The 21,527-nt window shown below is 51.2% G+C and carries 25 protein-coding genes and 1 pseudogene; 4 read left to right on the top strand and 22 right to left on the bottom strand.

Annotated features, from left to right (window positions below):
* Position 1: 1 nt before the first annotated feature.
* The 13 genes from traF to RCF31_RS25065 are packed head-to-tail and all read right to left on the bottom strand — an operon-like array spanning position 2 to position 11,433.
* Positions 2-772, bottom strand: a complete 771-nt coding sequence (gene traF, locus RCF31_RS25125; protein ID WP_416414386.1) for a type-F conjugative transfer system pilin assembly protein TraF — start codon at positions 770-772, stop codon at positions 2-4.
* A 2-nt stretch (positions 773-774) separates the two neighbouring features.
* On the bottom strand, positions 775-2,622 hold the full coding sequence (locus tag RCF31_RS25120) for a conjugal transfer protein TraN (protein WP_416414384.1): 1,848 nt from the start codon (positions 2,620-2,622) through the stop codon (positions 775-777).
* A 30-nt stretch (positions 2,623-2,652) separates the two neighbouring features.
* On the bottom strand, positions 2,653-3,087 hold the full coding sequence (gene trbC, locus RCF31_RS25115; protein ID WP_416414382.1) for a type-F conjugative transfer system pilin assembly protein TrbC: 435 nt from the start codon (positions 3,085-3,087) through the stop codon (positions 2,653-2,655).
* Positions 3,057-4,064 (bottom strand): conjugal transfer pilus assembly protein TraU, encoded by a 1,008-nt coding sequence (gene traU / locus RCF31_RS25110; protein ID WP_416414381.1) that lies wholly within the window; start codon positions 4,062-4,064, stop codon positions 3,057-3,059. The genes trbC and traU overlap by 31 nt, the downstream gene beginning before the upstream one ends.
* The gene (traW, locus tag RCF31_RS25105; protein ID WP_416414380.1) at positions 4,054-4,707 is read right to left on the bottom strand and encodes a type-F conjugative transfer system protein TraW; all 654 of its coding nucleotides are present in this window, start codon (positions 4,705-4,707) and stop codon (positions 4,054-4,056) included. The genes traU and traW overlap by 11 nt, the downstream gene beginning before the upstream one ends.
* Positions 4,704-5,081: a type-F conjugative transfer system protein TrbI gene (gene trbI / locus RCF31_RS25100; protein WP_416414378.1), complete on the bottom strand. Its 378-nt coding sequence runs from the start codon at positions 5,079-5,081 to the stop codon at positions 4,704-4,706. Before trbI ends, traW begins: the two co-directional genes overlap by 4 nt.
* The gene (traC, locus tag RCF31_RS25095) at positions 5,078-7,684 is read right to left on the bottom strand and encodes a type IV secretion system protein TraC (RefSeq protein WP_416414377.1); all 2,607 of its coding nucleotides are present in this window, start codon (positions 7,682-7,684) and stop codon (positions 5,078-5,080) included. Before traC ends, trbI begins: the two co-directional genes overlap by 4 nt.
* Before the next feature lie 6 nt (positions 7,685-7,690).
* Positions 7,691-8,248 (bottom strand): TraV family lipoprotein, encoded by a 558-nt coding sequence (locus RCF31_RS25090; RefSeq protein WP_416414375.1) that lies wholly within the window; start codon positions 8,246-8,248, stop codon positions 7,691-7,693.
* Positions 8,245-9,579 (bottom strand): TrbI/VirB10 family protein, encoded by a 1,335-nt coding sequence (locus RCF31_RS25085; RefSeq protein ID WP_416414374.1) that lies wholly within the window; start codon positions 9,577-9,579, stop codon positions 8,245-8,247. The genes RCF31_RS25090 and RCF31_RS25085 overlap by 4 nt, the downstream gene beginning before the upstream one ends.
* Positions 9,566-10,294 (bottom strand): TraK domain-containing protein, encoded by a 729-nt coding sequence (locus RCF31_RS25080; RefSeq protein ID WP_416414373.1) that lies wholly within the window; start codon positions 10,292-10,294, stop codon positions 9,566-9,568. The genes RCF31_RS25085 and RCF31_RS25080 overlap by 14 nt, the downstream gene beginning before the upstream one ends.
* The gene (locus RCF31_RS25075; protein WP_416414372.1) at positions 10,287-10,859 is read right to left on the bottom strand and encodes a TraE/TraK family type IV conjugative transfer system protein; all 573 of its coding nucleotides are present in this window, start codon (positions 10,857-10,859) and stop codon (positions 10,287-10,289) included. Before RCF31_RS25075 ends, RCF31_RS25080 begins: the two co-directional genes overlap by 8 nt.
* 17 nt (positions 10,860-10,876) lie before the next feature.
* The gene (traL, locus tag RCF31_RS25070; RefSeq protein WP_416414371.1) at positions 10,877-11,176 is read right to left on the bottom strand and encodes a type IV conjugative transfer system protein TraL; all 300 of its coding nucleotides are present in this window, start codon (positions 11,174-11,176) and stop codon (positions 10,877-10,879) included.
* Positions 11,173-11,433: a hypothetical protein gene (locus tag RCF31_RS25065; RefSeq protein ID WP_416414370.1), complete on the bottom strand. Its 261-nt coding sequence runs from the start codon at positions 11,431-11,433 to the stop codon at positions 11,173-11,175. Before RCF31_RS25065 ends, traL begins: the two co-directional genes overlap by 4 nt.
* Before the next feature lie 360 nt (positions 11,434-11,793).
* Here RCF31_RS25065 and RCF31_RS25060 point away from each other — a divergent pair, with 360 nt between their 5' ends.
* The gene (locus RCF31_RS25060) at positions 11,794-13,050 is read left to right on the top strand and encodes a helix-turn-helix domain-containing protein (protein WP_416414369.1); all 1,257 of its coding nucleotides are present in this window, start codon (positions 11,794-11,796) and stop codon (positions 13,048-13,050) included.
* A 12-nt stretch (positions 13,051-13,062) separates the two neighbouring features.
* On the opposite strand, the gene RCF31_RS25055 is transcribed toward RCF31_RS25060, so the two are convergent.
* Positions 13,063-13,464 carry a hypothetical protein gene (locus tag RCF31_RS25055; RefSeq protein WP_416414368.1) on the bottom strand — a complete coding sequence of 134 codons (402 nt, stop codon included), beginning with the start codon at positions 13,462-13,464 and terminating at the stop codon, positions 13,063-13,065.
* Positions 13,465-13,878: 414 nt separating this feature from the next.
* Here RCF31_RS25055 and RCF31_RS25050 point away from each other — a divergent pair, with 414 nt between their 5' ends.
* Positions 13,879-14,376, top strand: coding sequence for a lytic transglycosylase domain-containing protein (locus RCF31_RS25050; protein ID WP_416414367.1), 498 nt, complete (start codon positions 13,879-13,881; stop codon positions 14,374-14,376).
* A 63-nt stretch (positions 14,377-14,439) separates the two neighbouring features.
* Here RCF31_RS25050 and RCF31_RS25045 read toward each other — a convergent pair whose 3' ends face one another.
* The 4 genes from RCF31_RS25045 to RCF31_RS25030 form a co-directional block, all read right to left on the bottom strand.
* Complete coding sequence (locus tag RCF31_RS25045; protein WP_416414366.1) at positions 14,440-14,730, bottom strand: helix-turn-helix domain-containing protein; 291 nt, start codon at positions 14,728-14,730, stop codon at positions 14,440-14,442.
* Complete coding sequence (locus tag RCF31_RS25040; RefSeq protein WP_416414365.1) at positions 14,727-15,059, bottom strand: type II toxin-antitoxin system RelE/ParE family toxin; 333 nt, start codon at positions 15,057-15,059, stop codon at positions 14,727-14,729. Before RCF31_RS25040 ends, RCF31_RS25045 begins: the two co-directional genes overlap by 4 nt.
* Before the next feature lie 92 nt (positions 15,060-15,151).
* Positions 15,152-15,454, bottom strand: coding sequence for a hypothetical protein (locus tag RCF31_RS25035; protein WP_416414364.1), 303 nt, complete (start codon positions 15,452-15,454; stop codon positions 15,152-15,154).
* 62 nt (positions 15,455-15,516) lie between these two features.
* Complete coding sequence (locus tag RCF31_RS25030) at positions 15,517-16,461, bottom strand: hypothetical protein (protein ID WP_416414363.1); 945 nt, start codon at positions 16,459-16,461, stop codon at positions 15,517-15,519.
* Between the two features lie 1,106 nt (positions 16,462-17,567).
* Here RCF31_RS25030 and RCF31_RS25025 point away from each other — a divergent pair.
* Positions 17,568-18,215 carry an acyl-homoserine-lactone synthase gene (locus RCF31_RS25025; RefSeq protein ID WP_416414362.1) on the top strand — a complete coding sequence of 216 codons (648 nt, stop codon included), beginning with the start codon at positions 17,568-17,570 and terminating at the stop codon, positions 18,213-18,215.
* On the opposite strand, the gene RCF31_RS25020 is transcribed toward RCF31_RS25025, so the two are convergent.
* Together RCF31_RS25020 and RCF31_RS25015 are read right to left on the bottom strand one after the other, a co-directional pair.
* Positions 18,196-18,915 carry a helix-turn-helix transcriptional regulator gene (locus RCF31_RS25020; RefSeq protein WP_416414361.1) on the bottom strand — a complete coding sequence of 240 codons (720 nt, stop codon included), beginning with the start codon at positions 18,913-18,915 and terminating at the stop codon, positions 18,196-18,198. The genes RCF31_RS25025 and RCF31_RS25020 overlap by 20 nt on opposite strands.
* Positions 18,916-19,238: 323 nt before the next feature.
* Positions 19,239-19,391 (bottom strand): JAB domain-containing protein, encoded by a 153-nt coding sequence (locus RCF31_RS25015; protein ID WP_416414360.1) that lies wholly within the window; start codon positions 19,389-19,391, stop codon positions 19,239-19,241.
* A gap of 14 nt (positions 19,392-19,405) precedes the next feature.
* Between RCF31_RS25015 and RCF31_RS25010 the strand changes: the two are divergent.
* A pseudogene (locus RCF31_RS25010) lies at positions 19,406-19,756 on the top strand (ATP-binding protein); the annotation flags it as partial.
* Positions 19,757-20,006: 250 nt separating this feature from the next.
* On the opposite strand, the gene RCF31_RS25005 reads toward RCF31_RS25010, so the two are convergent.
* Positions 20,007-20,423 (bottom strand): type II toxin-antitoxin system YafO family toxin, encoded by a 417-nt coding sequence (locus RCF31_RS25005; RefSeq protein ID WP_416414359.1) that lies wholly within the window; start codon positions 20,421-20,423, stop codon positions 20,007-20,009.
* Positions 20,414-20,941 carry a hypothetical protein gene (locus RCF31_RS25000; protein ID WP_416414358.1) on the bottom strand — a complete coding sequence of 176 codons (528 nt, stop codon included), beginning with the start codon at positions 20,939-20,941 and terminating at the stop codon, positions 20,414-20,416. The genes RCF31_RS25005 and RCF31_RS25000 overlap by 10 nt, the downstream gene beginning before the upstream one ends.
* Between the last annotated feature and the right edge of the window lie 586 nt (positions 20,942-21,527).

Here is a 21,527-nt window from a genome sequence, read left to right as displayed (position 1 = left end):
GTTAATCCTCCGGTGAAAAGTCTGTCACGACGTTGAGCATGCGGCGTGCAAGGTCATCCTGAGTGATGAAGCCATAAGCCAGTGGCTGGTATCTTTTGCTGTTCGGTTCCACCAGATAGATGGCCGGGAAGTGTTCGATTTGCATGTTTCCGGCCTGTCCGCTGTCAATGCGGCTGTCGGGCAGATCCGGGTTTATTCGTCCGTCAATGGTGACAGGGACAACCGTCAGACCGTACTGTGCGCTGAACTCCTTCACCACGCTGCCCAGACGGTTATCCAGCGGCTCCTGCCCCCGGTAAAAGAAGAACACGCCATAACGCTGATTGACGAAGCGGATCGCCTCCTGCTGTCTCTGCCGCTGGCGGATGTGCTGGATATTCGCCGTGCCGTTGTAGAACGGATGCGTCAAGCTGTAATCCAGTTCCGGGTTATCCAGCAGAACTTTTTCCCAGCGGGCAGCAAACAGGCTGGCCTGGTTCACCATCCAGTCCTGCACGATTTTGTAGCGCCGGATATTCTCAACAGAGGGGTGCAGCATCGCCTCATTCATGAGATCGTCGCGAAATGCCTGCAGGCGGCTCATTCGGCTGGTCGGCGTATCCGGGATTTGTTCCTGGGCGGAAGTTACCGCCTCTTCCTCTGCAACAGGCTGCGGCCGGTTATACCAGTACCAGCCGACAGCGGGCAGATAGTGATAGCCGTCTGGCTTCTCCTGTTCTGCACAGAGCGGCAGTACGACGAGCAGTAACGTAAAACAGAGTCGCTTTTTCATGATCAGCCTCCGCCGGGTTTTAGGCTGTTCTGAATATCAGAGAGAATTCGTTGCTCCAGCGCTTCCCGATCAGGTAACTCGACGTGGCTGTTCAGGTCATCATAGAAGTCGGTGAAGTCGATACGCTCAAAGCTGATCCTCTGTAGCTCGCCGATACTGATACCCCGGCAGTCCGGGTTATCACCGGAACCAAAACCAATTCCGAGCTGTTCGCGACGTCCCTGAACCTGCAGAATACGGGCGAGTTTGCTGTCAAACACGCAGTAACCTTCCTTACGCTGCAGGCAGACACCCAGCACCTTTCTGGCGCAGTAACTTCCCACACTCACCACCAGCTTTTTCTCTTTCCCGGTGCCAATCTGTTTTTCCTCGCTGTTGCAGTGCACCAGCCCGACATCCTGCCCCCAGCCACCGCTTTTACAGCAGTTGCTAAAGCCTGCGGCGCTTTTGCGGCAGGCCATCCCTGTGCCGGTAAACGCATTGACGGATGCCGGATCCATACCCGCGAATTCTTTCCCGGCCGCCGCCAGTGCAGCCAGCTGTGAAACAGCACCTTCAAAGCTCAGGTTCTCCCCGGCCTGCATCGCTGCACAGCTGCCATCAGAGCAGTAGAACTCAGAACCGCAGACATAGCCGGTGCTCTTCTCCGTGTGAGCACACTGCCAGGTCATATGATGAAATACGCAGTAGTTACCGATCTTCTCTGCGCAGGTCCGCATGCCCTCGCTACAATTGGGATCGTCGATAAACGCCTGACAGCTGTTGGTGTCGTTCTCGTAAAGGCTCCAGAGGGTGGTATAGCCCCAGCAATCGCTGTACAGGGTGTAGGGAATACCATTCAGCACCACGGTCCGTTCTCCACCGGGATCTGTGCATTCCTCACTCATCCAGACAGCATCGCCCATTTCTGCCGGGCAACTGCTGGTCCATTGCAGCACCGGCTTCAGCGTCTCCCGGATGACATCCATCGGCAGAGTCACGCGAACCACAATCGTTCCACGGGAAATTGCATTCATCAGCCCGTTAGCGCCAGAGTCATGATGGCCATCGGTGTTATAACGCACCCGCAGACTGATGACCTGCCCCTGGCTGACCTGCTGAACAGGAATCACAAACTGGCCTGAGTTGTTTAGTTTTGCCCGGATGCTCTGCCCGAATGCCTGAATGGAATAATCCAGCCGGTCACCGTGATAACCAGGATCAGCCGGATACAGCAGTTCCCAGCTGCCGCTGCTGAGCGTGCCATCTTCCGGCATCGTGAAGTCATACTGGATCCAGTAATCCTCAGCACGTCGGCCACTGACGCTGCCCGCATCCAGTACCAGCCTGGTCTGGACGCTTTCCAGCGATCCGGTGGTGATTATGGTGGCTTTGCGTATGCAGGACTGACTCAGGTCAGAAGCCATTTCACACTGGTGAGTGGTATACGTGGTTTTGCTCAGCTCCTGCGCCACGCACTGGTTGACCGAATCTCCGGCGATGGCCTCTGCGTTGCTGCGCACTTCATCGCTGTACTTCATCATGTCAGAGTCATGGCTAATGCTGTCGGCAGGATTATTGATATACGCCTCCTGAGCCGTCTGCCCCAGTTCTGAAGTATTCAGCTCCGTTTCGCCATGCACGGCCATATCGGTATCCGTCTGGGTGACGCCACCGTAGTAAGACGCCTGGGGTGCCTGCGCACTGAAGTTTTCGAAATAACTGTGCGGATCCGGCCGGATTGCACCTGATGCCTGTTTTCCCGCTTCAATGCCTTCCTGATTTGAGGCGTCCATGGAAGTGGCATACAGGTTCACGGACAGGCAGGCAAAGAGCATCCCCGCCAGCAGGAAACGGATTGGATTCGTCATCTGATTTTCCGGGCTGAGAGAGAAAGAGGATTAAGGTAAGGCGCGACACTCACCGCGTTGATCCAGCAGCGTGAACGCATCGTTCAGCGCGATATTGCCGTAAATGATATCGAAGTGTTTATCACACTTTCTTACCAGCGCCGGTACCTGCTGCACGCTGTAGTAGTCAAAACGTACCGGGTCAACCTGCACCCCGCTGACGTGGTAAGTGCTCACCAGATGCAGCATGTATTTCGCGGTCTGTTCCATGCTGTCGTCCACCAACCCGCGCACATACACCGGGATGTTGTGTGACTCCGCTGCTTTAATCAGGAGAGCCAGCTGCTTTTCCGGGATCGAAGTGGAGAGGAAGTAGGCCGATTCATTCAATGTTGCGTCGATTGGCGAGGCTTTCGCATGCGAAATCGTCGCCAGCAGCAATCCCAGCGCTACCCTTAAAGCACAACACAGTTGCGTTTTTTCCATATCAGATATCCGTAGTTCTTCCTTGAAATCGGCATCTCTTTGCCGCTCTGCCACTGCATGACATTGCGGCCAAGAGGATGACATGACGCCACATCGGGAATGGTATTCACCATCTGGTAGCGGTAACGGCTTTTTGGCAGAATAGCCGATGGATATTCATAACAGACCGCCCGGTCCTGCGGCACCGTATCCAGGATTAGCCCCTGCCTGTGCAGTTTGAAGTTCATGCGTTCCGAGAGCAGCGCCGAACTGTTTAGCCCGCTGGACTCATTCACAATATTGCCGGTGAACGGATACATCGAACCATGCGATCCGGCACACCAGAACAGCGCATCAATGGGTTTACTGACCGCCGACGCCAGTGCGTCGGCGGCACAGGCCATCTGCGCCACGGGGTTCGCAAACAGCATCACCTCCGGGTTGATGAATAATGCGAGATTGTCATTCTGCCAGGTCGGATCCAGCTCCGAGAGATAGCCGATATCGTATTCCCCGCCCTGCATACACATCTCTGAAGCGATAATGTTCAGCCATGAAAGGAGCGGATATTTATACCAGTGGACGTGATAGAACGTGCCCGGATGCTGGGTGGCAACTTTTGTTCCGGTACCCGTACCGGTATTTGGAATATTCACGGAAAATCCGCCCATATTGACCATACAGCCAGGCGCACGGGTGACATCCGTCATGGCAAACGGCTCCCAGAATCCGATGGCAATTCCGGGCCGCTGAAAGACAGGCGGAGGTACCGGGCAGAACTGGATGGGGGATGACGGATTCTCCGTATCCGGCAGGCTACCCTGCGACACCTGAACACTGCCGATACTCATCGGAAACAGACAGTTCCAGCAAATGTCCGTGATCGGATTCACCCAGCGTCCTTCACAGGTATGATCCGCCGCCTGTACCTGGCCACTGAAGATCAGGCCGAGCAGAATCCCCGCGTATCTGTCCCTCCGTTCGCGGCTACTCATCATCAGCTCCGGATTCGCTATCCACCAGGCCATACTCCTTGATGACGAAAAGCTTCTCTCCGGTAAGCTGCTTCACTTCAGCCGGGATTTGCTTAATGCCGAACTTACGGACAAGAATGCCATTCTGGTCGAAGTAGACGCGCTCACCCAGTATCCCGGCGCTGTCACGTACGTTGCCGTTCACCAGGATAATACGGTTGGTGGTACTCTGCGGCTTCTGCCGCTGTATCCAGGCAATCTGGCGCGCATCATCGCCATCAATGAAGTACAGCGTTTCATCAAATACCGGGATGATATCGAACGGATTCACCCGTTCACCTCTGCGGGCAAACAGGGTACCACTCAGGTCACTGAGATCCTGCGTGACGGTGAAAGCAGGATCATAGAGCCGGGTCCGGGTTTCACTGGCGGTGATCAGCCCTTCGACAGGGACCGGTCGCAGCGCCTGAGCCTCTGTCCTGCGCTGTATCTCCTGTTCCATTTCAGCCTGAGACTGCCCGGCGAAATGCAGCTGCAGATTATTGCGCATAACCGTGATCAGGTTATGTTCCCGGATATCCCAGGTCTCCCCCCAGGCACCGAGATCGACAGCGGCTACCGACGAAGAAAAAGCCGCCAGCACGATGACAGAAATAAGGCATTTCATCGGATGTCTCCCGCCGTTTCCGGTGATCGGGCTGCGTTATTCATCTCAACAGCAAGACGGGCCTGAATCTCACGTGTGGCATCCGGCAGGCCGGTGACCACCGCCGGGCTGACCAGAATGGCGACCCGATGCTGTTTTGCATAGGTATCAGTCACGGCAAACAGACTCTGGTTAAAACGATGCACTAACTGCTGGCGCTGCTCATCCGTCAGATCCAGTCCGGTACTCTGACGGATAAACGCATTCACAGTGGCTTTCATATCAAAGATCACCAGTCCCGGTGGTCGCAGCACAAAGAACCATGCGGCCACACACAGTGTCAGGCTGGTCAGCACAGCAAGGGTGCCCGTCATCATCAGGTGCCATGTCTTCACAGCGACATCCCCCGCAGAGCCCGGATGATTTCCCGTTTGTGCACATCGTTGTCTGCCATCTCAAACAGAATGTCTTTGATGTCTGCGCCTTCCTGCAGACGCTTCTGCCGAAAAGCAAAGTCTTCACCTTTTGATGAAAACAGGCTGTCGCTGAGTGGATCGAGGATCAGACGGTGGAAGCTGGAATATTCGCCAACGCTGAGCAGAAACGCGCTGTAACGTGCCTTCCGGGCGGGTGGAAACTTACGGATGAGGCTCCATTCCAGCTCATTAAAGGTGTGGGGTTCTTCCTTCTGGAAGGTGGCAAATGACTTAGCATCCTGCATACAGATGAACTTAAAGGAGCTGTTGTCATACGCTGCCAGCGCCGCCCGGGAGAGATTTTTGTCACGTATGGACTGGGTCACCGTACCGTAGGAACCATTATGTCGCCGGGCGGTACGATAGCCTTCCTCGATAAAGTCTTCGATCTTCGGTGTGGATCCGCCCAGCATTTTCCACCCTTCGTCGGTGATGTTCATCTTTCGCATGCTGCGGGGTGTCACATACATCATGTTCTCGTTCCAGATCATGATGGTAAACAGGATGGCTGACAGCAGGTCACGCTGCTTACGCAAATCACCCAGCTCTGTCACCACAAACTGCAAACCGGGTTGCAACGTTGGTTCGGATGAGTTGAAGAATTTTCCGTAGATCCCTTTGGTACTGTATTTGCCCAGCAGCGTCACGATCTCGTCAATACGCCCGCCAATCTGCGGGGAATGCTGGCGGGTGACGTCATCCTTACGCGCCCGCAGATAATCGATCACATGATCGATGCGCATATCTTGATGGTATGACGGCCAGTACTCGGTAATCGCCTCCAGAATCAACGACTCATGCACTTCGTCAAGTAAGCCATGAGGACTGGCAAGGATGCAGAGCTGGTCACGGATACGCTCAGCCGCCAGGGAAATGTTCGTCACATTGGCAAACGGATTGAAGCGCAGCGACTCCCCGTTTATGTACGTGCCGCCCAGACTGCTGCAGGCGGCAAGGTAGGAATCACCAATATCCTGAATGGCGACGCTGCCACCCGTTTCGAGCACCGAACGCGCAATCGAGTTGGCCAGCACGGATTTACCCGCCCCCGAGGTGCCCGACATAAACCAGTTGAAGTTGGTATTTGGCAGGCTCTCGTCAAACACATCGATAAATGCCAGCTGATTGCGGTAACTGGGGATCAGAATGCCTGAGGCACACAGCTTGTTGTCACCAATCACCGGCAGCAGGTTAACCGCGTGAAACGTCTCCCCACGCTGTAAGGCACCGGTTTTCTGACAGTCACTGCGCAGTTTCCTGTCCACCATGGCAAACGGGAACATCGCCAGTACATTGCGCAGTTGCATAAAATCCGCCCGCACAAATCGCAGCCCCTGCGCCGCAAAGGCATTGTGTGTTTTTTCGGTATAACGGGAAGTCAGGTCATCATCATCCGGACAGAACAGCGCAATACCGTAGAAATAGCGGGTCAGTGACGTCTGATTTGCCAGCAGTCGGGTTCGCGCATCACTCCATTCTGCATGCTGGCTTTTCGTCGAAGGAATGTATTTCGCATAACTGGTGTTGACGCGGGAATCCAGCGCCAGGAATTTACTGTTGGCTTCCCCCTGGCTTTTCATCTGATCTTCGGTAACCAGCACCATCGATAAAATAAACGGGCACGGTATCCCATTCGTCGGCGATGCCAGGTCCTGCAGGATGTTGCCGTTCTGCCACAGATAGTGCTCCTCCGGGTTACGATCCAGGTTGAGGTTCACCATACGCGTGCGGAACGGCCGGTTCGCTTTGTCAGTCCCTTTAATGCGGATATGCGAGGGTTTCAGCCTCCAGCTGGTGGTGGAGTCAACGAACTGAGACCGGAGATCCGCTCCCGGATCATAGGCTGCGTCGTACCGTTCAAGACATTCAGTGTCGTGATTAAAAAACTCGCGCAGCACACTGTTGAACTCCGTCACACCGATGGCCTCAGACCAGATATCAGCAGAGTTCAGCGCATTCAGCAGGTTGCGCCGTACATCACCGACCCGCACAAACTCAGTATCCGAGACCGATTTAACCGGCATGCTCCAGATAAAGAACAACCGGTAGTCACGTAATGTCAGCGGATGATCCAGACCGTTGCTGAAGTTATAGCGTGCTCCGTTGAGGTAAAATCGGGCGGTAATATCGTTGCACTCCTGCGCACGATGTCCCCGCCAGGCAAAATCCTTCAGACCTTGACTGACCTGTTCTTTAACTGCTCGGGTAGAGACCAGCATGACCTGCAGTGGCGTCTCGCGGGGCACGACATCACGCGCGATATATTCAAGACTCTCAGCCAGTTTCTCGTTAGCGCCGATCAGTGGCTGAGCTTCAATAATGAAACCCAGTGAGCTTTGATTGACCCAAATCTGGCTGTCACTGTCATAATCCTGGTACGGCAACAAATCTCGAATATGCGGATAATCCAGTTCCTGGAGTTTTTCTCGTGTCTCTGAGGTCGAGTCCCGTTCACCGAGAATATCTGCGACGGTGTCTACAACGTTAAGCGGATCAAAATGGAAGCGTTCCGGTAGTTTCATAGTGCCTCACATCAGGATCCCATGCCAGTCTGCCGGGTTCGCAACCGTATAGATCACCTCTCCCATATGCACGTTACTGGCGGGTGAAACGTAAGGGGCAATCCAGATGCGCGCAACGCTGTCCGGGCGGCGAAAGGCGGCTGATGGCTCCGGGAAACAGTGTGGGGCACTGCAGTAACCCCATGGGGTATCCTCTTCTGCTCCCGGGCTGATTGCCTGCCTGGTTTCAGCATCTTTAGGCACCGTTTGCGGTGCCAGAACAATACTGCCGGTATCGATCAGCCTGTAATCATCAAGCCGGAAGTCTGATGCAGTGCCAGCAGACATCTCATCCGCCTCTGCCATCCACACCCCGGAATCTTTTGCTGGTTTGCTGAACTCAAATTCACTGTTCATCCCGGCACAACCGGTCAGGTTAAGTGCTATCAGCCCTGCCCAAAAGAGCTTGTGCAGTGCGGGGATACGCACATCTGTCTCACGTCCCGTATAAGTCAGAGTGCGGTCGGTAAATATTATCCAGCCACAATGCTCGGCATAATTGAACATCGACTTCTTTCCTTTCATGGCGATACTCCCTGTGAGGTGGGTTCAGATGACGGTCTGACTTTGCCGGATACCGGAACCACAAAGTCATCCATGCTGAGTCTGGTGGCGTCTCCAAGCCTTCCAATCAGATCCGGAGGAAGTCCGGTATTACCCTGTGTGCGTGCAGAATCTTTTGCAGTCTGGGTAGGCGGCTTTTCTGCCTTACGGGCTTCTTCATCCTCAATGAATTTCGCCCGGAAACCTTCGATAAAGACCACTTCAACCCGGTTGGCTGCGCCTACCGGAATAATCGGGTGATACTGCTCAGCACGCTCGATGTAGTAATCCGCAAGTTTGTCGGCGGCTTTACCCACACCGCTGCCGACCGCAGTCCGGGCAACCTCACCGCCACTAATGCTGGCCGTTGCACCAATTCCGGCTACCGTCTGGCCGACCTGTGACACACTCTGACCGAGGCCGCCCAACGCACCGGCAGTGAAAGCCAGACCAAGGATTTTGCCGTTTCGCATCACCGGCACGCCCCTGATGCCATTTTTACCGTAGAAAGCGACATGCCCTTTGACCGGCTGATCGATGTGCTTCCCGTCAATGATGCAGGACAGGCGCTGAAGCTGGGGTAAAGCGCGCTCACTGGAGATATCGCCATACGCAGCGGCGGTGACAAAACAATTATCGAGCCGGTCTGTACGCTGGTTCCCCGGCAGATGTGCCAGCCCTTTCAGTTTGAACTGCATCGGTACAAGGTTGTTTTCACCGCGAACCGATGCGTTGGTGTCCGCTCCCTCAATAACGATTGCATCGGAAAAAGCACCGGTCGGGATCCAGAAAGAGGTATCAGTGGCTTTCTTCTTCAAGGACAGATCGTCCAGCAGAGTGTTATCAATCTGTCCGGGCAGGACCGGCACTGGCCCCAGGCTGTACTCCGTGCGTGAACCAACCTCAGGTGCCGCGGGAAGCTGGGGCTGAGTGTTCCGCTGTGCCAGCTTTTCCAGCAGCTCTCTGACACTCTGTTGCAGCATCTGGTTATTGCTCAGCACCACATTCACCTGGTCCTGGAGTGTCTTAAAATCCTTCTGCATCGTTGCCAGGTTTTCTCTGGTCTGCTTTTCACGCCGCTGAGCATCCACCAGCAATGAATTCTGCCCGGAACCGTCAAACGTATTGGTTACCGTCCCGCCCGTCAGATCCGGTTCAGGCTGTGCAGTTTCTGCGGTTTCGCTTTTGCTCCCCGACATCTCAGCTGCATGCCGGTTGAGGAAATACAGCACGCCAACAAACACAGCAACGATGCAGAAAATGATGGCCATGAGTTTGCGCTGTTTGCTGCGGATGAGCTTATTGAGGTTCATCGCCACGGCCTCGTGTGCGGAATACCGTGATAACAGCAACTTGCTCACCCGGTGAAATCACATCCATTTGGGGATGAAAGGAAACGGCCATTACGCCCGGACTCCAGAAATAACGCTCAGACAGACGCAGTGGCAGTGTTGAACGGCTGGTCACTTCCGTGCGCACAATACGAATACGATCCCCCTGCCAGGCGGTAACAGGACGCAGAGTGAAAGCGGCTTCCACTGCCCCACTCACCGGTAACTGCGTACTCCTGGTCACAACATATCCGTCCGGCTTACGGTTATGGATAAAGCGGCTCACCAGATTGCTGACAAGCGAACTGTAACTGTCCTGCTTCTGCTCAAAATACTGAGCCTGCTCCGTTCCGCGAACATCGATATTATCAATAGTCAGGTTCAGCCCGGGGAGTCTGGCGGGGGTCGCCTGTAGGGAAAATCCAAAACCGGATGCCGTCTGAATAAACAGAGTGAACGGACTGTCTGCCAGGGTGGAGAACACTATCGCACCGTCTGGCGTCGGTGTTTTCGATGTCAGGATGCCCTGTGTCGCCTGCAGGCTAATAATGCGGTCATCACTGACCCGGATAGCGTTAGGGTTGATATTGCTGACCTCAACCGACACGCGCGCACCTGTCTGGATGGTCCGTTGCTCTGCCTGAGCAGAGATCGTAACCAGCAAGATCAGCATGCTGAGGAGGACGTTTTTACACATTAGGAACCTCCAGGAAAGCACTCCAGCACAGCCGGTTGTTACGCAGATCCGTGCGAATGCGGTAGCGTTTGTCCACCAGCCCACCGCTGTGCATGCCGTAGCTCAGCTCAAGCTGTCCGGCGATATCAACGATGCCTTTCTCCGGCCACACCTGAAAGTCTTTGGGATAAAATACCGACCCACCACTGTTACCCTTAACCCGCGAGGATTCCTCCGCCAGCACCGGCTGCATAACGGCCTCCGCACCGTCGCAGGCTGCGGCAAGCAACATTTCATGGCTGGCCTCCGCGTTGGCGCTGTTGATATTGAGCCGCAGGTTTGCCCAGGCGAGTGCCATCAGCCGCAAATAGCGCGCATCACCGCGTTCACCGGTAAAACTGAACGCAGAATCTGCCCCATAAGGCACCACGATTATCTGCCGGTTATTCGCCAGCTGACGGAAAAGGTCGCGATTGTCGCTGTACAGACGCCAGCAGAGCATCAGTGCAAGGATGCTGATGACCAGCAGCACTAATATGGCGACGGCCAGGTTGCGATTCCCTGCCGAACGCAGCTTATATTCCATTAGATCTCCGGACTGGGTCAGGCGACCCAGTGTCGTTTATAACTTTCCGGCAGGACGTTGATAAAAAAACGCATGAATGAGGTCGGCAGGCACCAGTACGCAAGATTGAGCAGATACTGAGAACCCCGGCCCTTTTTGAGATGACGCACACCGACAATGGCAGCGAGAAGCGTAGGGCCAAAAATCCACATGTTGAGAAAAACCGCCAGCAAGCCCAGAGGGACATACAGGCAAAATTCGTCAGGTGGCAGCCCCATAAAGCGTCGCTGTTCAGAAAACGTGGTCGGGTAGCGATATCGATCACGTTTTTGTTTCATGACGGAATGATGCCGAAAACCACGTTGAGATAAATCATGACAGCCACAATCCCACCAAAAATGGCCAGATTTTTGGTTTTGATGTAGGTGTAAGTGGCACCAATCGCCTCCAGAATATACAAAATCCATACTACGGTTGACCCACTTCCTAATGTGTCATTTATCATCTGCTTGCCAGTCGCAAACAGGTCAATGGCATATGCCTGTTGAGCCATTGCCACCAGCAGGCAAACAGCCAGCCAAACCGTACTGTTCATCTTTTTCCACGCTACCGCCCCTGCCTTGCAGCAGTTTCGTAAAGACGCGAGAACCTTGCCATTCATAGGAAATCTCTCCGGTTAGGGATATAATGGATCCGTTAATTAGAGATAAGGTAGAGTTGCTGCTGCCAGAGCAGTGAGCTGATTTGACGTTTCTGAGGCACACCTCCTTGTCGTTTTTTATCGCCGTCATGGCGATACCTGAACCCATTTCACGGGTTGAAAAGAGTTGGTGTTTTTTACGCCAATGATAAGTTTTATTCAATTTAAGGTATTGATCTTTAAGATCAATTTATCTTATCGAGTTAATCAGACTTCTAACCTGATGGCGTAACTGAAGGACTGGCAGGAACTGAGATGAGTAAGACAGGGCAGTTGTTTATTCATGTCGCCAGCCCTGCAGGCGTGACAGCGCAGATTTTCAGTCACAACGATGAGGAAGCCTTAAGAGGCGTCCTGACTTATGCCATGTATCATTTCAATCGTGATCCTGGCTGGTTTAAGGTGGCGGTTTCAGGCACACAATTCTTTTCCTGCCGCACCATCACCCTGCCTTTCCTCTATTTTCTCGATCACCGTATTGCCACGCCGCAGGCCAAAGCATTTTTTACGCGCGCAATGAAACACATCAGCCTGGCTTCCGGTGCAGCCGATCCGGATGTGTGGATAGCTGTGCATGAAGATATCTTTATCCCCTTTCCCTCCCCTGGTGAAAACCAGGCCGAAGCAGATAAATTAATCCGCAGCCTGACGGGTGCTTTCAACGTTGATGGGATAGATCCCGCTCCTGCGCAACAACAATCCCGGGGGCCAGTCAGTTCGAAAGAAGGCGAAGTGATGCAGCGTTTTTATCAGGGCTGGAGCGTGGCAGATATTGCGGAAAACACGGGTTGCTCGAAATCCTATGTCTACAAACTGCTCAGAGAAGAAAAAGGTATTTCGGCATCGGATCTGCGCTGGCAGCGCTGGAAGATGATTGCGGAGATGTATTTTGCATCACCCAGGAAAACGCTGCGTGAGATAGAGCAAATCAGTAACGTCAGTCGCACACAGATTTATCATGCGGTAAAAATGGTAAGTGGCAGGGAAGACACAGAACGTCGCAACCGAAAGCTGCTGGCGCGGGATATTGAATTAATCCAGGAAAAGCTTAGCCAGGGGGCTCTGCGTAAAGATGTCTGTGACGAATATCATATCAGTCTTGATACGCTGATAAAGTACATGGGGAAAAACGATGATCACCACATTATTCCTGAATCAGTAAAACAGGACATCGTCAGATTAAGAGTTCAGGGCAAAACAATCCAGCAAACAGCCGATATTCTCAGCGTGAGTACAGATTCCGTCAAAAAAGTCTGGCGTCAGGCAAAGCAGTCTCCGGAAACTGAAAATTTAAAAGTAAAATATGACAACCGCAATCCATTATCTAAGCATGACAGAGACCAGGCAGTAAATGCTGTTCTGGCAGGTGGACATACCCGCAAACAAATCTGTAAGCAGTATGGTATCAATGCACTGACCCTGCGCCGCTATATCCGCATTGCGCAGAATAAAGAAACAGCCGAGCTGAATATCTGTGATATCCAGCCAGTCTCTAATAAAAACAAGAAATAGCCTTAAGAATTGTTACTTAAAGTACTCCTGCAACTTTCCTGCTACCCTTTCATTTATGGATTTAGGCCAGTCCGGATCCAGCACCATCTCGTTTCTGATGACTTTTGTTTTGTCTACCGTTTCTTTCTGGATACCAAAAATAGCATCGGTAATAAAACCATTGATGATCACGTTTTTCGCGATAAGTTCAAGCTTCTGATCCAGTGTTTTATTCGATACATCCTTATTAATTTTATTCTCATAAACACGCAGGCCAAGCTTAAATATTTCCATAATGAAGGCTGATCGATTTGCGGTTTCGCGTGACTCACCATCCTCAAGTTTATGAGCGATATGTGCATCTACCTTTTCCAGCACCGAGAAAGGTACCGTCAGATTGACGCGATTACTTTTTGAAATCGAGGGACTATTCATATTATCTTCCTTGTTGAACAGAAAATATAAAAATCAGGTACTCTGATGAGGCAAGGCCACAAAGGCGTAATCTACGCCCTGCAGCGTGACTATGGCAAGGTTATGGCGTTACGAATACGTTACTTTACAGGAACATGCTTAGCACAGGGAAGTTATTAATCCCAGGAAATGAACTGAATGCATTGATTTAAAAAGATACACTGGAGTAATACAATGCAGTAACGGCAATGTTACTCTTTGATTCCTTCCCAGTCAGTTAACTATATCGTGAAAAACACACAATCCCCAATCAGCCTACTGATTTATTGATGGTTTTTTTGCAAATACAGATTTGCGAGTGGTGTGTAGGAATTTGGTTTCTAAGGATACTCTGGATAGGATAACCGTAGTGAACTTTTAAAAATAAGAAATGCAATGCGCATAATAAATCAGGCTATTACTCTGCTGATATCAGGTTTGATATCTCTCGCAGCCGAGGCGGATTGTTTTAATCAGGCGGGTGAATGGTTCTCTATTGACCCAGACTATCTGAGAGCAATCGCCTGGCAGGAATCCCGATACAACACTTTGGCCATTAATTATAACCGTGACGGCAACGGTAACGTTATCAGCGCAGATTATGGGATAATGCAGATTAATGACGCCACCATCAGGCGGTTTCGGAAAGATTACCCTTTCGTCACCGAAAGGCTGCTGCTGGATGATCCCTGCCTGAATATTCACCTTGGGGCTATGCTGCTCCGCCGTAATTTCAATCAATACGGGACCGGATGGCTGGCCGTCGGGATGTATAATGCAGGAGTGAAAAATAGCCGGGAGTCAGTCAGAAATCGTTACCGATATGCGATGATGATTGATACGCACTATAAAAACATTAAAACCGGGAAAATACCGCGCCAGAGACCAGGTTAATAGAGGTATGGACATGATTTTTAGCAGTTAAACCGGCACCCTGTGCCGGTTTAACGTGATAATTCAGACTCCGACAGTTTCCCGAATTTCGATATTCACGATATGCATTCCCGCATGTGCCATCATGGTAATAAGTTTATCCACGCTGAAAAACATGATCTTGCCTCTCGCCAGTTCAGAAATCCGCGGCTGAGTAACACCCAGCGCTTTTGCTGCCTCCGCCTGACTTAATCCATTCCGTTTAATCCAGTGGTTAATACTGGTCACCAGCTGAGAACGCACTTTCATGTTCTCGGCTTCCTGCGGGGTATTACTGATTGCATCCCACACACTTTCATAAGTCTGAGTTTTCATTTATCACGCTCCTGAACCAAGGCGCTATAACGTTTTTTCGCAAGTTGTACGTCGGACTGGCTTGTCGTCTGTGACTTCTTCTGGAAACAATGGAGGACATAAACTACCTCTTCAAACTTTGCGACATACATAGCACGGTAGCTGCTGTCATCCCCTTTTAACCGAATTTCCCGGACGCCTGCACCCACCTTATTAAAAGGCCGCCAGTCCAGGGGATCGAGTCCCTGCTGGACCCGGTCAAGCTGATATCCCATCTCCTGACGCATACCTTCCGGAAAAGCACGCAGGTCATCCAGGCTGGTCCCGATAAAGCTGACTTTCTTACGCATCCTGCACTCCATTATATACGTAATTTCGTATATTTGTGTTGCTGTTAAATCACAACCGGGATCTACCCCGGCTGTATCAATGGAAAAAAGTTTTATTGTTCGTCAGGCCGACGCCATCCCCAGCGGTGTCTGAATGCAGGCATCACCCTGTATCCGACATCAAATTCATAAACGGCCACCGGCCAGCCAGCTGACAGATAAATTGACAGTCCTTCGGGTGCGGTGGTCGGTTCATCGATTGCTTTTAACGCAACATGGTCCCGCCATGACACCCCGCTGATACCGACAAAAACGCCGTTGTCCGCGATATACAGATACAAATCCTGAAACTGTTCAGGGGTGAGTTCTGTGCCTGCTACTTCGGGTGATTCTGTACCGTGGTTCCGTGAATCCATATAACCTCTCCCTGTTGTGGGGTACATTCCGGCAGCACCGCCGCCTGAGTACTGATAATTGCTTACGGGTGAATGTAATTTCGCAGGGCAGCTGCAACCTCCGGAGTGTTGTGCCACACCGGATGGGTACGGGGCATATCTAGCAGGGCGGCCTGACTCCGCAGCTGGCGGGCGGTTTCATCATTGTCCCAGTCTGATGCCTGTTCGGCCTCGCGCAGCAGGGCGTCTTTTTCTACGGCGATACGCTCCAAAACAGCAGGATCAGTTTCCGGTACTGACCAGACCAGCGTCAGAGCGTTGCCACACAGCACAACCCGGCCTGCCAGGTCGATAATGGTAACTATGTGCGGGGAAAAGCTGACCGGTACCCTTTCACGCCCAAAATCTTCATCCCGGTATTCATGAACATCCTTGCGCATTTTCAAGTCGCCGCTGGCATCAGCCTGGATAAGCAGCTCCATCGCGTCTTCCAGGGTGTCAGCACGTCCGAGACACACTTCCCCGTCCTGCCAGTAGGTACCGTAAAACAGGTCGTCTTCAGAGAACTCCATGTGCCCGCTAACGATCACCCCGAATGGACGTGCGCTTTCAGTGAAAGATCGGCGCAGCTCGGTGCGACGATGTTCTGCGGAGGTTTGCAGCTCTGCCAGGCCAGGCAGCCCAGCCCCTTTAACCTCCTCTGCCCAGACTTCCTGCCACAGCGTTTCAGCCAGCGTCTGAACAGATAAGGTCAGTTCATATGCAGCCGGGGTAGCGATGTCGCCATCAGCGACCATCCGGTTAATGCATTCTGCCGCCCAGTGAACGGCATCGTACAAATATTCCTCCTCAACCGTCCCTTCACCCAGTGAAGCGAGAGAGCGATACATCATCAGATCCCCTTCCAGCTTCGCCAGGTTGAGCAGGCGACTGGTGCGCGTTGCAAGAAGGACGTCGAAGTTTTGTTTCACCCATGTTTTGAGAGATTCTGGCGTGGCGGTTTGGATGTTGACGTTGTGTGTGTTCATGGCACTTCTCCTGTTCCGGTGTGTAGTCATGTTTCGGTCGATCCAGTCGCGGCAAAAGGCAAAGTAGCAACGGTGACGAGCGCCAGCAGGGGGTGTCCCGGAAGCCGCAGCGCAAGCGAGCCGCAGGCGAGTGCGAACGGGTGAGGAGACAGCAAGGCGGCCCCTTGCGGGCGTGAGGAATCCGGTGCTACGAAAAGCCCTCCGCGAGTGGCCGACCGGAATATGCTCTACGGGCGGATGAACGGGTATGAATACACCCGACACGACGGAACGGCGTGGCGACGTCAGAGGGCGCAACCGCGCCCGGTGATTGCACCGGCGACAGCCGGTTGCAGGGATTGACCTGGTGTTTAGCCATCAGACCTTAGCCGACAGGCCCGGAACGCGTCTTTGTGCGATCCGGCGTAGACTGACGGTGGATTTACCGCCGCCTGGCGGAGTTGGGCTGACGACCCGGCAGTGCCGGGGAGCCGGAGGGGGACATGTGATGCGTGACTTTGCGCTTATTTACGCTGATGTAATACTTGTTGGTACCGGGATAACGTCTTTAACATTCTCAAATCTGCTTGCAGGCTTGAAAGGGATCTTCTCCTGTTGTCCACATCTTACGTGCATATCAGGCCCTAAACCCTGTGGATAAAATGAGGCCAGCCGTGTATTCAGAGTCCGCCCCGAACCTTGATTACTATTCAACCATTACACAACTGCCAGGCACAATATCGCTTTGCTGGTACAGTCTGATAGATGATAACTTCGTTCAGCAGCGTTCCGTGTTATGGCCGAACCCGATAATCTCCACATTGAGACACTGCGGGCTCAGCAACGTCATATTAAGTGGTGCCCCCAGACGCTGTTACCTGTTCATATAATCCTGCTTTAGTCGTCTGGAGAGGCCTCCTGGCCAGCCATCCCGCGAAACGAAGCTTAAGCCCTGGCGTCACCGGAACCGATGTGGATCAAAACAAAAGCGCATAACTTCATACCCAGTCCTGAACAGATCCCTTCTAAATTCAATTATCGTGAACAAGACCAAAGATTAGTTAACTGACCTATGATTTAATTTCTCACCAACCATGGAAAGTCATCATCAGATAATGGAATATTTTATGATTGAATTTTATAGCGTCAGATATAGCGCACAATCCAGCATCGCAAATGAATTATTCAGACTCAGAAAAACAACCTTTAAAGACAGGTTGAACTGGGATGTCAAATGCACGGGAAACATTGAGTTCGATGAGTATGATAACAGCGACACGGTCTACCTGTTGGGCGTTAAAGATAACAATATTATATGCAGTAACCGTTTCAGACACATGTCACAGCCCAATATGATAGATAACACTTTTTCCACTTGCTTTGATAATTTATCGATACCTATCCCCAACCAGATAGAGTCCAGTCGTTTTTTTGTCGATAAAGAAAGAACGAGAACCATAGAGAAAAAAAGGGTTATCAGCACATTACATTACATCGCAATGATCAGTTATAGCATCAATCATCAATACTGCGGGATATACACCATCGTAAGCCATGCTATGTTGAAAATAATAACAAAATCCGGATGGAGTTTTGAACTAATAAACAGAGGCAGAGCACCTGATACATCAGAGTCCATCTACCTGCTCTTCATGCCGACTACATACCTCAGCAGAAACACACTTATCGAAAGTATCAGCAGCAACATACTGATTAACTGTGATGAGCTGGAAAACTGGCCGCTGCTGTTCAGACTCACAACAACGGAGGTATGATAATCCCGGACTCAATTGCCAGGCTGATCGCATGCTTGGCATTGAGAGCCCCAATCTTAGTAACAATTTTCCCCATGTGAAACTTAACAGTTGATGTTGTTACATTCAGAGTGGCGGCAATTTCGGGATAGGTTTTACCTGTACTTGCCAGATAAAGCACTTCATTCTCTCTTTCGGTGAAAAGAGCATGCTCTCTGGTTTTCTTACTCGGAAGTTCTTTATAAAGAGCGATCATTTCATCATGTGTGGAGATAAGGAGCATCTGGATATCTTTTTTATGCACATCAATTTTTTCGATGAATTTATCGACATCACCCTCGACACAAATCAGTGAAAGCATGACCAGATGATTATTGTAATCATGTAAAACAAAGGTATATCCATTATTAACATTATACTCACTGGAATGAGAAAAAATCCTGTTAATAACGATATTATTTACTGACGGAACATTCTTCCCCCAGACAAATGGTGAGTTTGTGGTGGATGCCTGCAGTACAATAGGATCTGTTTTATGATAGCTATTCTCTTTGTACTGAGAGACCCATTCCGGCGGATAGTTTGTCAGAAAAGCGACTTCAGAGAGGTTTCTCTTGTTAAGAATGGCATAAGCAAACTTACCGTCACTGTAGCTGGCAAGGCTGTTACTTAAACTTTTTGTCATTACTGAATTAATGACATCATTATCAAAGAAAGACATTATCTACAAACCTCATGCTTCGGGGATAATACATAAACAGGCTATGCGGTCGTTACTGACTGATTTATGTGGTATACGGCATGTAAAGCCCGACCCTACATTTCAAATCCACTTATGTAATTGAAACTATTCTGCAATAAGTACAGATTATTCTCAGATACCCTGAACAGAAAACAGACATACATTCACTCAGGCAGCAACCTGTCTTCAGTTTATGATAAACAAATTCATGCTCTTGATATCTGCCGTGCTTATCATTTCCTCAAGTAATCCGGTCTCACCTTTGTGGAAATGGGAGCAGAGTTTCTTCTGCCCCGGTGATATCACATCCCGATCAATCCCTCTCTGGCCATGGATACAACGTCATTGCCCCCGATGATAATGTGATCAAGTAGTCTGACATCTACCAGTTCCAGTATGTTTTTGATTCTGAGAGTCCAGGAAAACGCCCGCCCCCCCGGCGGGTCAAAGTTCAACTGCTGTTGACACGTACTACCGCCAGACGCGTCTACTTGATGATCTGAACATCGGTCATGCAGACGGAAGTTACCAGAAACAGCTCCTGCAACTATCGAAGAAAGAACTGCTGATCCTTGATGACTGGGATCTCGAGAAACTGAATACGCGTCAGGCCTCAGATCGGCTCGAGGTCATGGAAGACAGATATCAGAGAGGGAGCACAATCATCATCAGCCAGCTACTGGTGGGGGAATGGTACAAACTGGTGGGCAATCCCACAGTTGCAGACGCGTTTATGGACAGGCTTCTGCATAACGGACATCGGGTAGAACTTAGAGGCGAATCGATGCGAAAAGTGACGCAAACCGATCAGGCAAGTTAAAAACTAAAGAAGAAAAAAACAGCGCGAGAAGAGCGATCGAAATCGTCGGAATCACTGACCGAAATCCTCGGAATACACACTGGAAACTTAGCAGCAAAACCCTGACCAGATGGCAGGATATTACCGCCTGCTGTCTCAGCGGATGGCAGAGTATTTGTGCTGATCAGGTTTTTAACCTCACACCACAGGCAGTGTAAGGATGCCCGCAGCAAGATCTTTGTTGACCATCCACAAATCTGCTTCTGTCTGGTTAAGAGGCGTGAAAGTCTTCTGCAACGTCAGAAAAATACCTGAGCAACCGGGTGTCTCTGGCTGACATGCGCTCATGAGCTGGTGTAATCAGGCCCATCAGCAAAAAGCGGCCACTCTCCCACATATGCTCGGTATAAACGAGATAGTGATCAGAGGTTCGGTTGTAATTTTCCTGCCTGGCGTTCCAGGTCAGCTGAAAGTGCAGATTGACGTGGATGTGCTGTACGTTCGCATCAACCGCGAAGGGTGGAAAGTCAAAAGGCGCATCCCGCCCAAGCAGATTCGAAGGTGCGCCCGTTGATTTATAAGTGATGAACTCGGCTTTGAGCTGATTTTCGAGGTAGGGGTGAATGGCAAACGTGGGCTGAAAAAATTCACCCCACGTAACACGACTGTATTCAGCCGTTAGCGCCATGTATCAGCGGCCTTGTTGCCAGTGTTCAGCAGGTGGTTCATGGCTATAAAATTGACACCTGAGTCGCGGACATCGGTTGTGCGGGTAAGCTGGTCGATAAGACTGAGGTAGCTTTTGGTCGCAATGCTGACCATCTTGATGGCCTTAACGAACGCAAACTCAACAGAGTTTTTGTCGTAAGACATAATGATCTCTTTTTCAGGCAACATCAGAACGAAGGATTCAGCAATGCCAGCGACATGGATAGTCTGGCTCCGGATTTCCTTAGCCGTTCTGACAGCACCTTCAAAATCATTGTCTGCATAATGAGAGAGTTCAGCGCGACTGCCGCGTAGTTCCCCCGCCAGCGAGTTGAGAGCAGCAGTGAGTTCTTTGATGTCAGTTTTGTTGACTCTGGCGCCCATCTCATAAACCCGCTCTACAATCGTAGGCTGACACGTAGCCGCGTTAGGTTGTGGCTGGAAACTGGCAAGTACCAGCGCCACTGCGGCCTGCAAATGCTGGATTTTGAATTTCACGATAGACTCCATAATCATCATCTCCCGACGAGGCGAAGCATTCTACTACTGAACCTAACTATAAGCTAAAAAAAGTTGGTTGCCTATGCTGCGTATCTAGCCAGATACGAATGACAAAAAGGGCCGTAAAGCGGCCTGATGCTCACAGCGTAAAAGCCAGCGCAATGAAAATGGCAGCATCGGTCAGCCAGTGCATCAGCCTGCTTTTCACAGGGTGACCATCCACTGACTTGATGGCATAAGAGAACAATCAGATGTTCTTCTGAGTATGCTCATCCTTTCGTCAGATCCTTATTATTGCTCCTCCTGCCGCACCTGCTCCGTTTCGACACAATGCCCTGAAATGCCAGCTGAGGCTGGTATGCACATAACATCGACATGCGCATTGTGGCCATGTTCTGTCTGTACGACGCGAGACAGGCGCCACCTGCCAGTCATTCTTCATCATCCGTCAGAGTGAACAGTCAGAGAACATGCAGTTGTCAGAAGCCATGGCACCACTCAGACGAATGATTTACGTCATAACCATATGATTTTATTTGCTCTTCATCTTTAAAGTTCGACTTCATCAGCATATAACCGATAA

The sequence above is a fragment of the Pantoea sp. App145 genome, assembly GCF_047947045.1.
Lineage (GTDB): Bacteria > Pseudomonadota > Gammaproteobacteria > Enterobacterales > Enterobacteriaceae > Pantoea.
This window is presented reverse-complemented; position numbering and strand designations above follow the sequence as displayed.

What these genes read in the sequence shown, in the direction of transcription:
- RCF31_RS25030 (WP_416414363.1), bottom strand. Translation starts at nt 16,461, where the DNA reads ATGAACACACACAACGTCAACATCCAAACCGCCACGCCAGAATCTCTC.
- RCF31_RS25050 (WP_416414367.1), top strand. Translation starts at nt 13,879, where the DNA reads ATGCGCATAATAAATCAGGCTATTACTCTGCTGATATCAGGTTTGATA.
- traC (WP_416414377.1), bottom strand. Translation starts at nt 7,684, where the DNA reads ATGAAACTACCGGAACGCTTCCATTTTGATCCGCTTAACGTTGTAGAC.
- RCF31_RS25055 (WP_416414368.1), bottom strand. Translation starts at nt 13,464, where the DNA reads ATGAATAGTCCCTCGATTTCAAAAAGTAATCGCGTCAATCTGACGGTA.
- RCF31_RS25065 (WP_416414370.1), bottom strand. Translation starts at nt 11,433, where the DNA reads ATGAACAGTACGGTTTGGCTGGCTGTTTGCCTGCTGGTGGCAATGGCT.
- RCF31_RS25085 (WP_416414374.1), bottom strand. Translation starts at nt 9,579, where the DNA reads ATGAACCTCAATAAGCTCATCCGCAGCAAACAGCGCAAACTCATGGCC.
- RCF31_RS25060 (WP_416414369.1), top strand. Translation starts at nt 11,794, where the DNA reads ATGAGTAAGACAGGGCAGTTGTTTATTCATGTCGCCAGCCCTGCAGGC.
- RCF31_RS25035 (WP_416414364.1), bottom strand. Translation starts at nt 15,454, where the DNA reads ATGGATTCACGGAACCACGGTACAGAATCACCCGAAGTAGCAGGCACA.
- traF (WP_416414386.1), bottom strand. Translation starts at nt 772, where the DNA reads ATGAAAAAGCGACTCTGTTTTACGTTACTGCTCGTCGTACTGCCGCTC.
- traW (WP_416414380.1), bottom strand. Translation starts at nt 4,707, where the DNA reads ATGAAATGCCTTATTTCTGTCATCGTGCTGGCGGCTTTTTCTTCGTCG.
- RCF31_RS25120 (WP_416414384.1), bottom strand. Translation starts at nt 2,622, where the DNA reads ATGACGAATCCAATCCGTTTCCTGCTGGCGGGGATGCTCTTTGCCTGC.
- traL (WP_416414371.1), bottom strand. Translation starts at nt 11,176, where the DNA reads ATGAAACAAAAACGTGATCGATATCGCTACCCGACCACGTTTTCTGAA.
- trbC (WP_416414382.1), bottom strand. Translation starts at nt 3,087, where the DNA reads ATGGAAAAAACGCAACTGTGTTGTGCTTTAAGGGTAGCGCTGGGATTG.
- RCF31_RS25040 (WP_416414365.1), bottom strand. Translation starts at nt 15,059, where the DNA reads ATGCGTAAGAAAGTCAGCTTTATCGGGACCAGCCTGGATGACCTGCGT.
- RCF31_RS25075 (WP_416414372.1), bottom strand. Translation starts at nt 10,859, where the DNA reads ATGGAATATAAGCTGCGTTCGGCAGGGAATCGCAACCTGGCCGTCGCC.
- RCF31_RS25020 (WP_416414361.1), bottom strand. Translation starts at nt 18,915, where the DNA reads ATGTCTTTCTTTGATAATGATGTCATTAATTCAGTAATGACAAAAAGT.
- traU (WP_416414381.1), bottom strand. Translation starts at nt 4,064, where the DNA reads ATGATGAGTAGCCGCGAACGGAGGGACAGATACGCGGGGATTCTGCTC.
- RCF31_RS25080 (WP_416414373.1), bottom strand. Translation starts at nt 10,294, where the DNA reads ATGTGTAAAAACGTCCTCCTCAGCATGCTGATCTTGCTGGTTACGATC.
- RCF31_RS25090 (WP_416414375.1), bottom strand. Translation starts at nt 8,248, where the DNA reads ATGAAAGGAAAGAAGTCGATGTTCAATTATGCCGAGCATTGTGGCTGG.
- RCF31_RS25005 (WP_416414359.1), bottom strand. Translation starts at nt 20,423, where the DNA reads ATGGCGCTAACGGCTGAATACAGTCGTGTTACGTGGGGTGAATTTTTT.
- RCF31_RS25045 (WP_416414366.1), bottom strand. Translation starts at nt 14,730, where the DNA reads ATGAAAACTCAGACTTATGAAAGTGTGTGGGATGCAATCAGTAATACC.
- RCF31_RS25025 (WP_416414362.1), top strand. Translation starts at nt 17,568, where the DNA reads ATGATTGAATTTTATAGCGTCAGATATAGCGCACAATCCAGCATCGCA.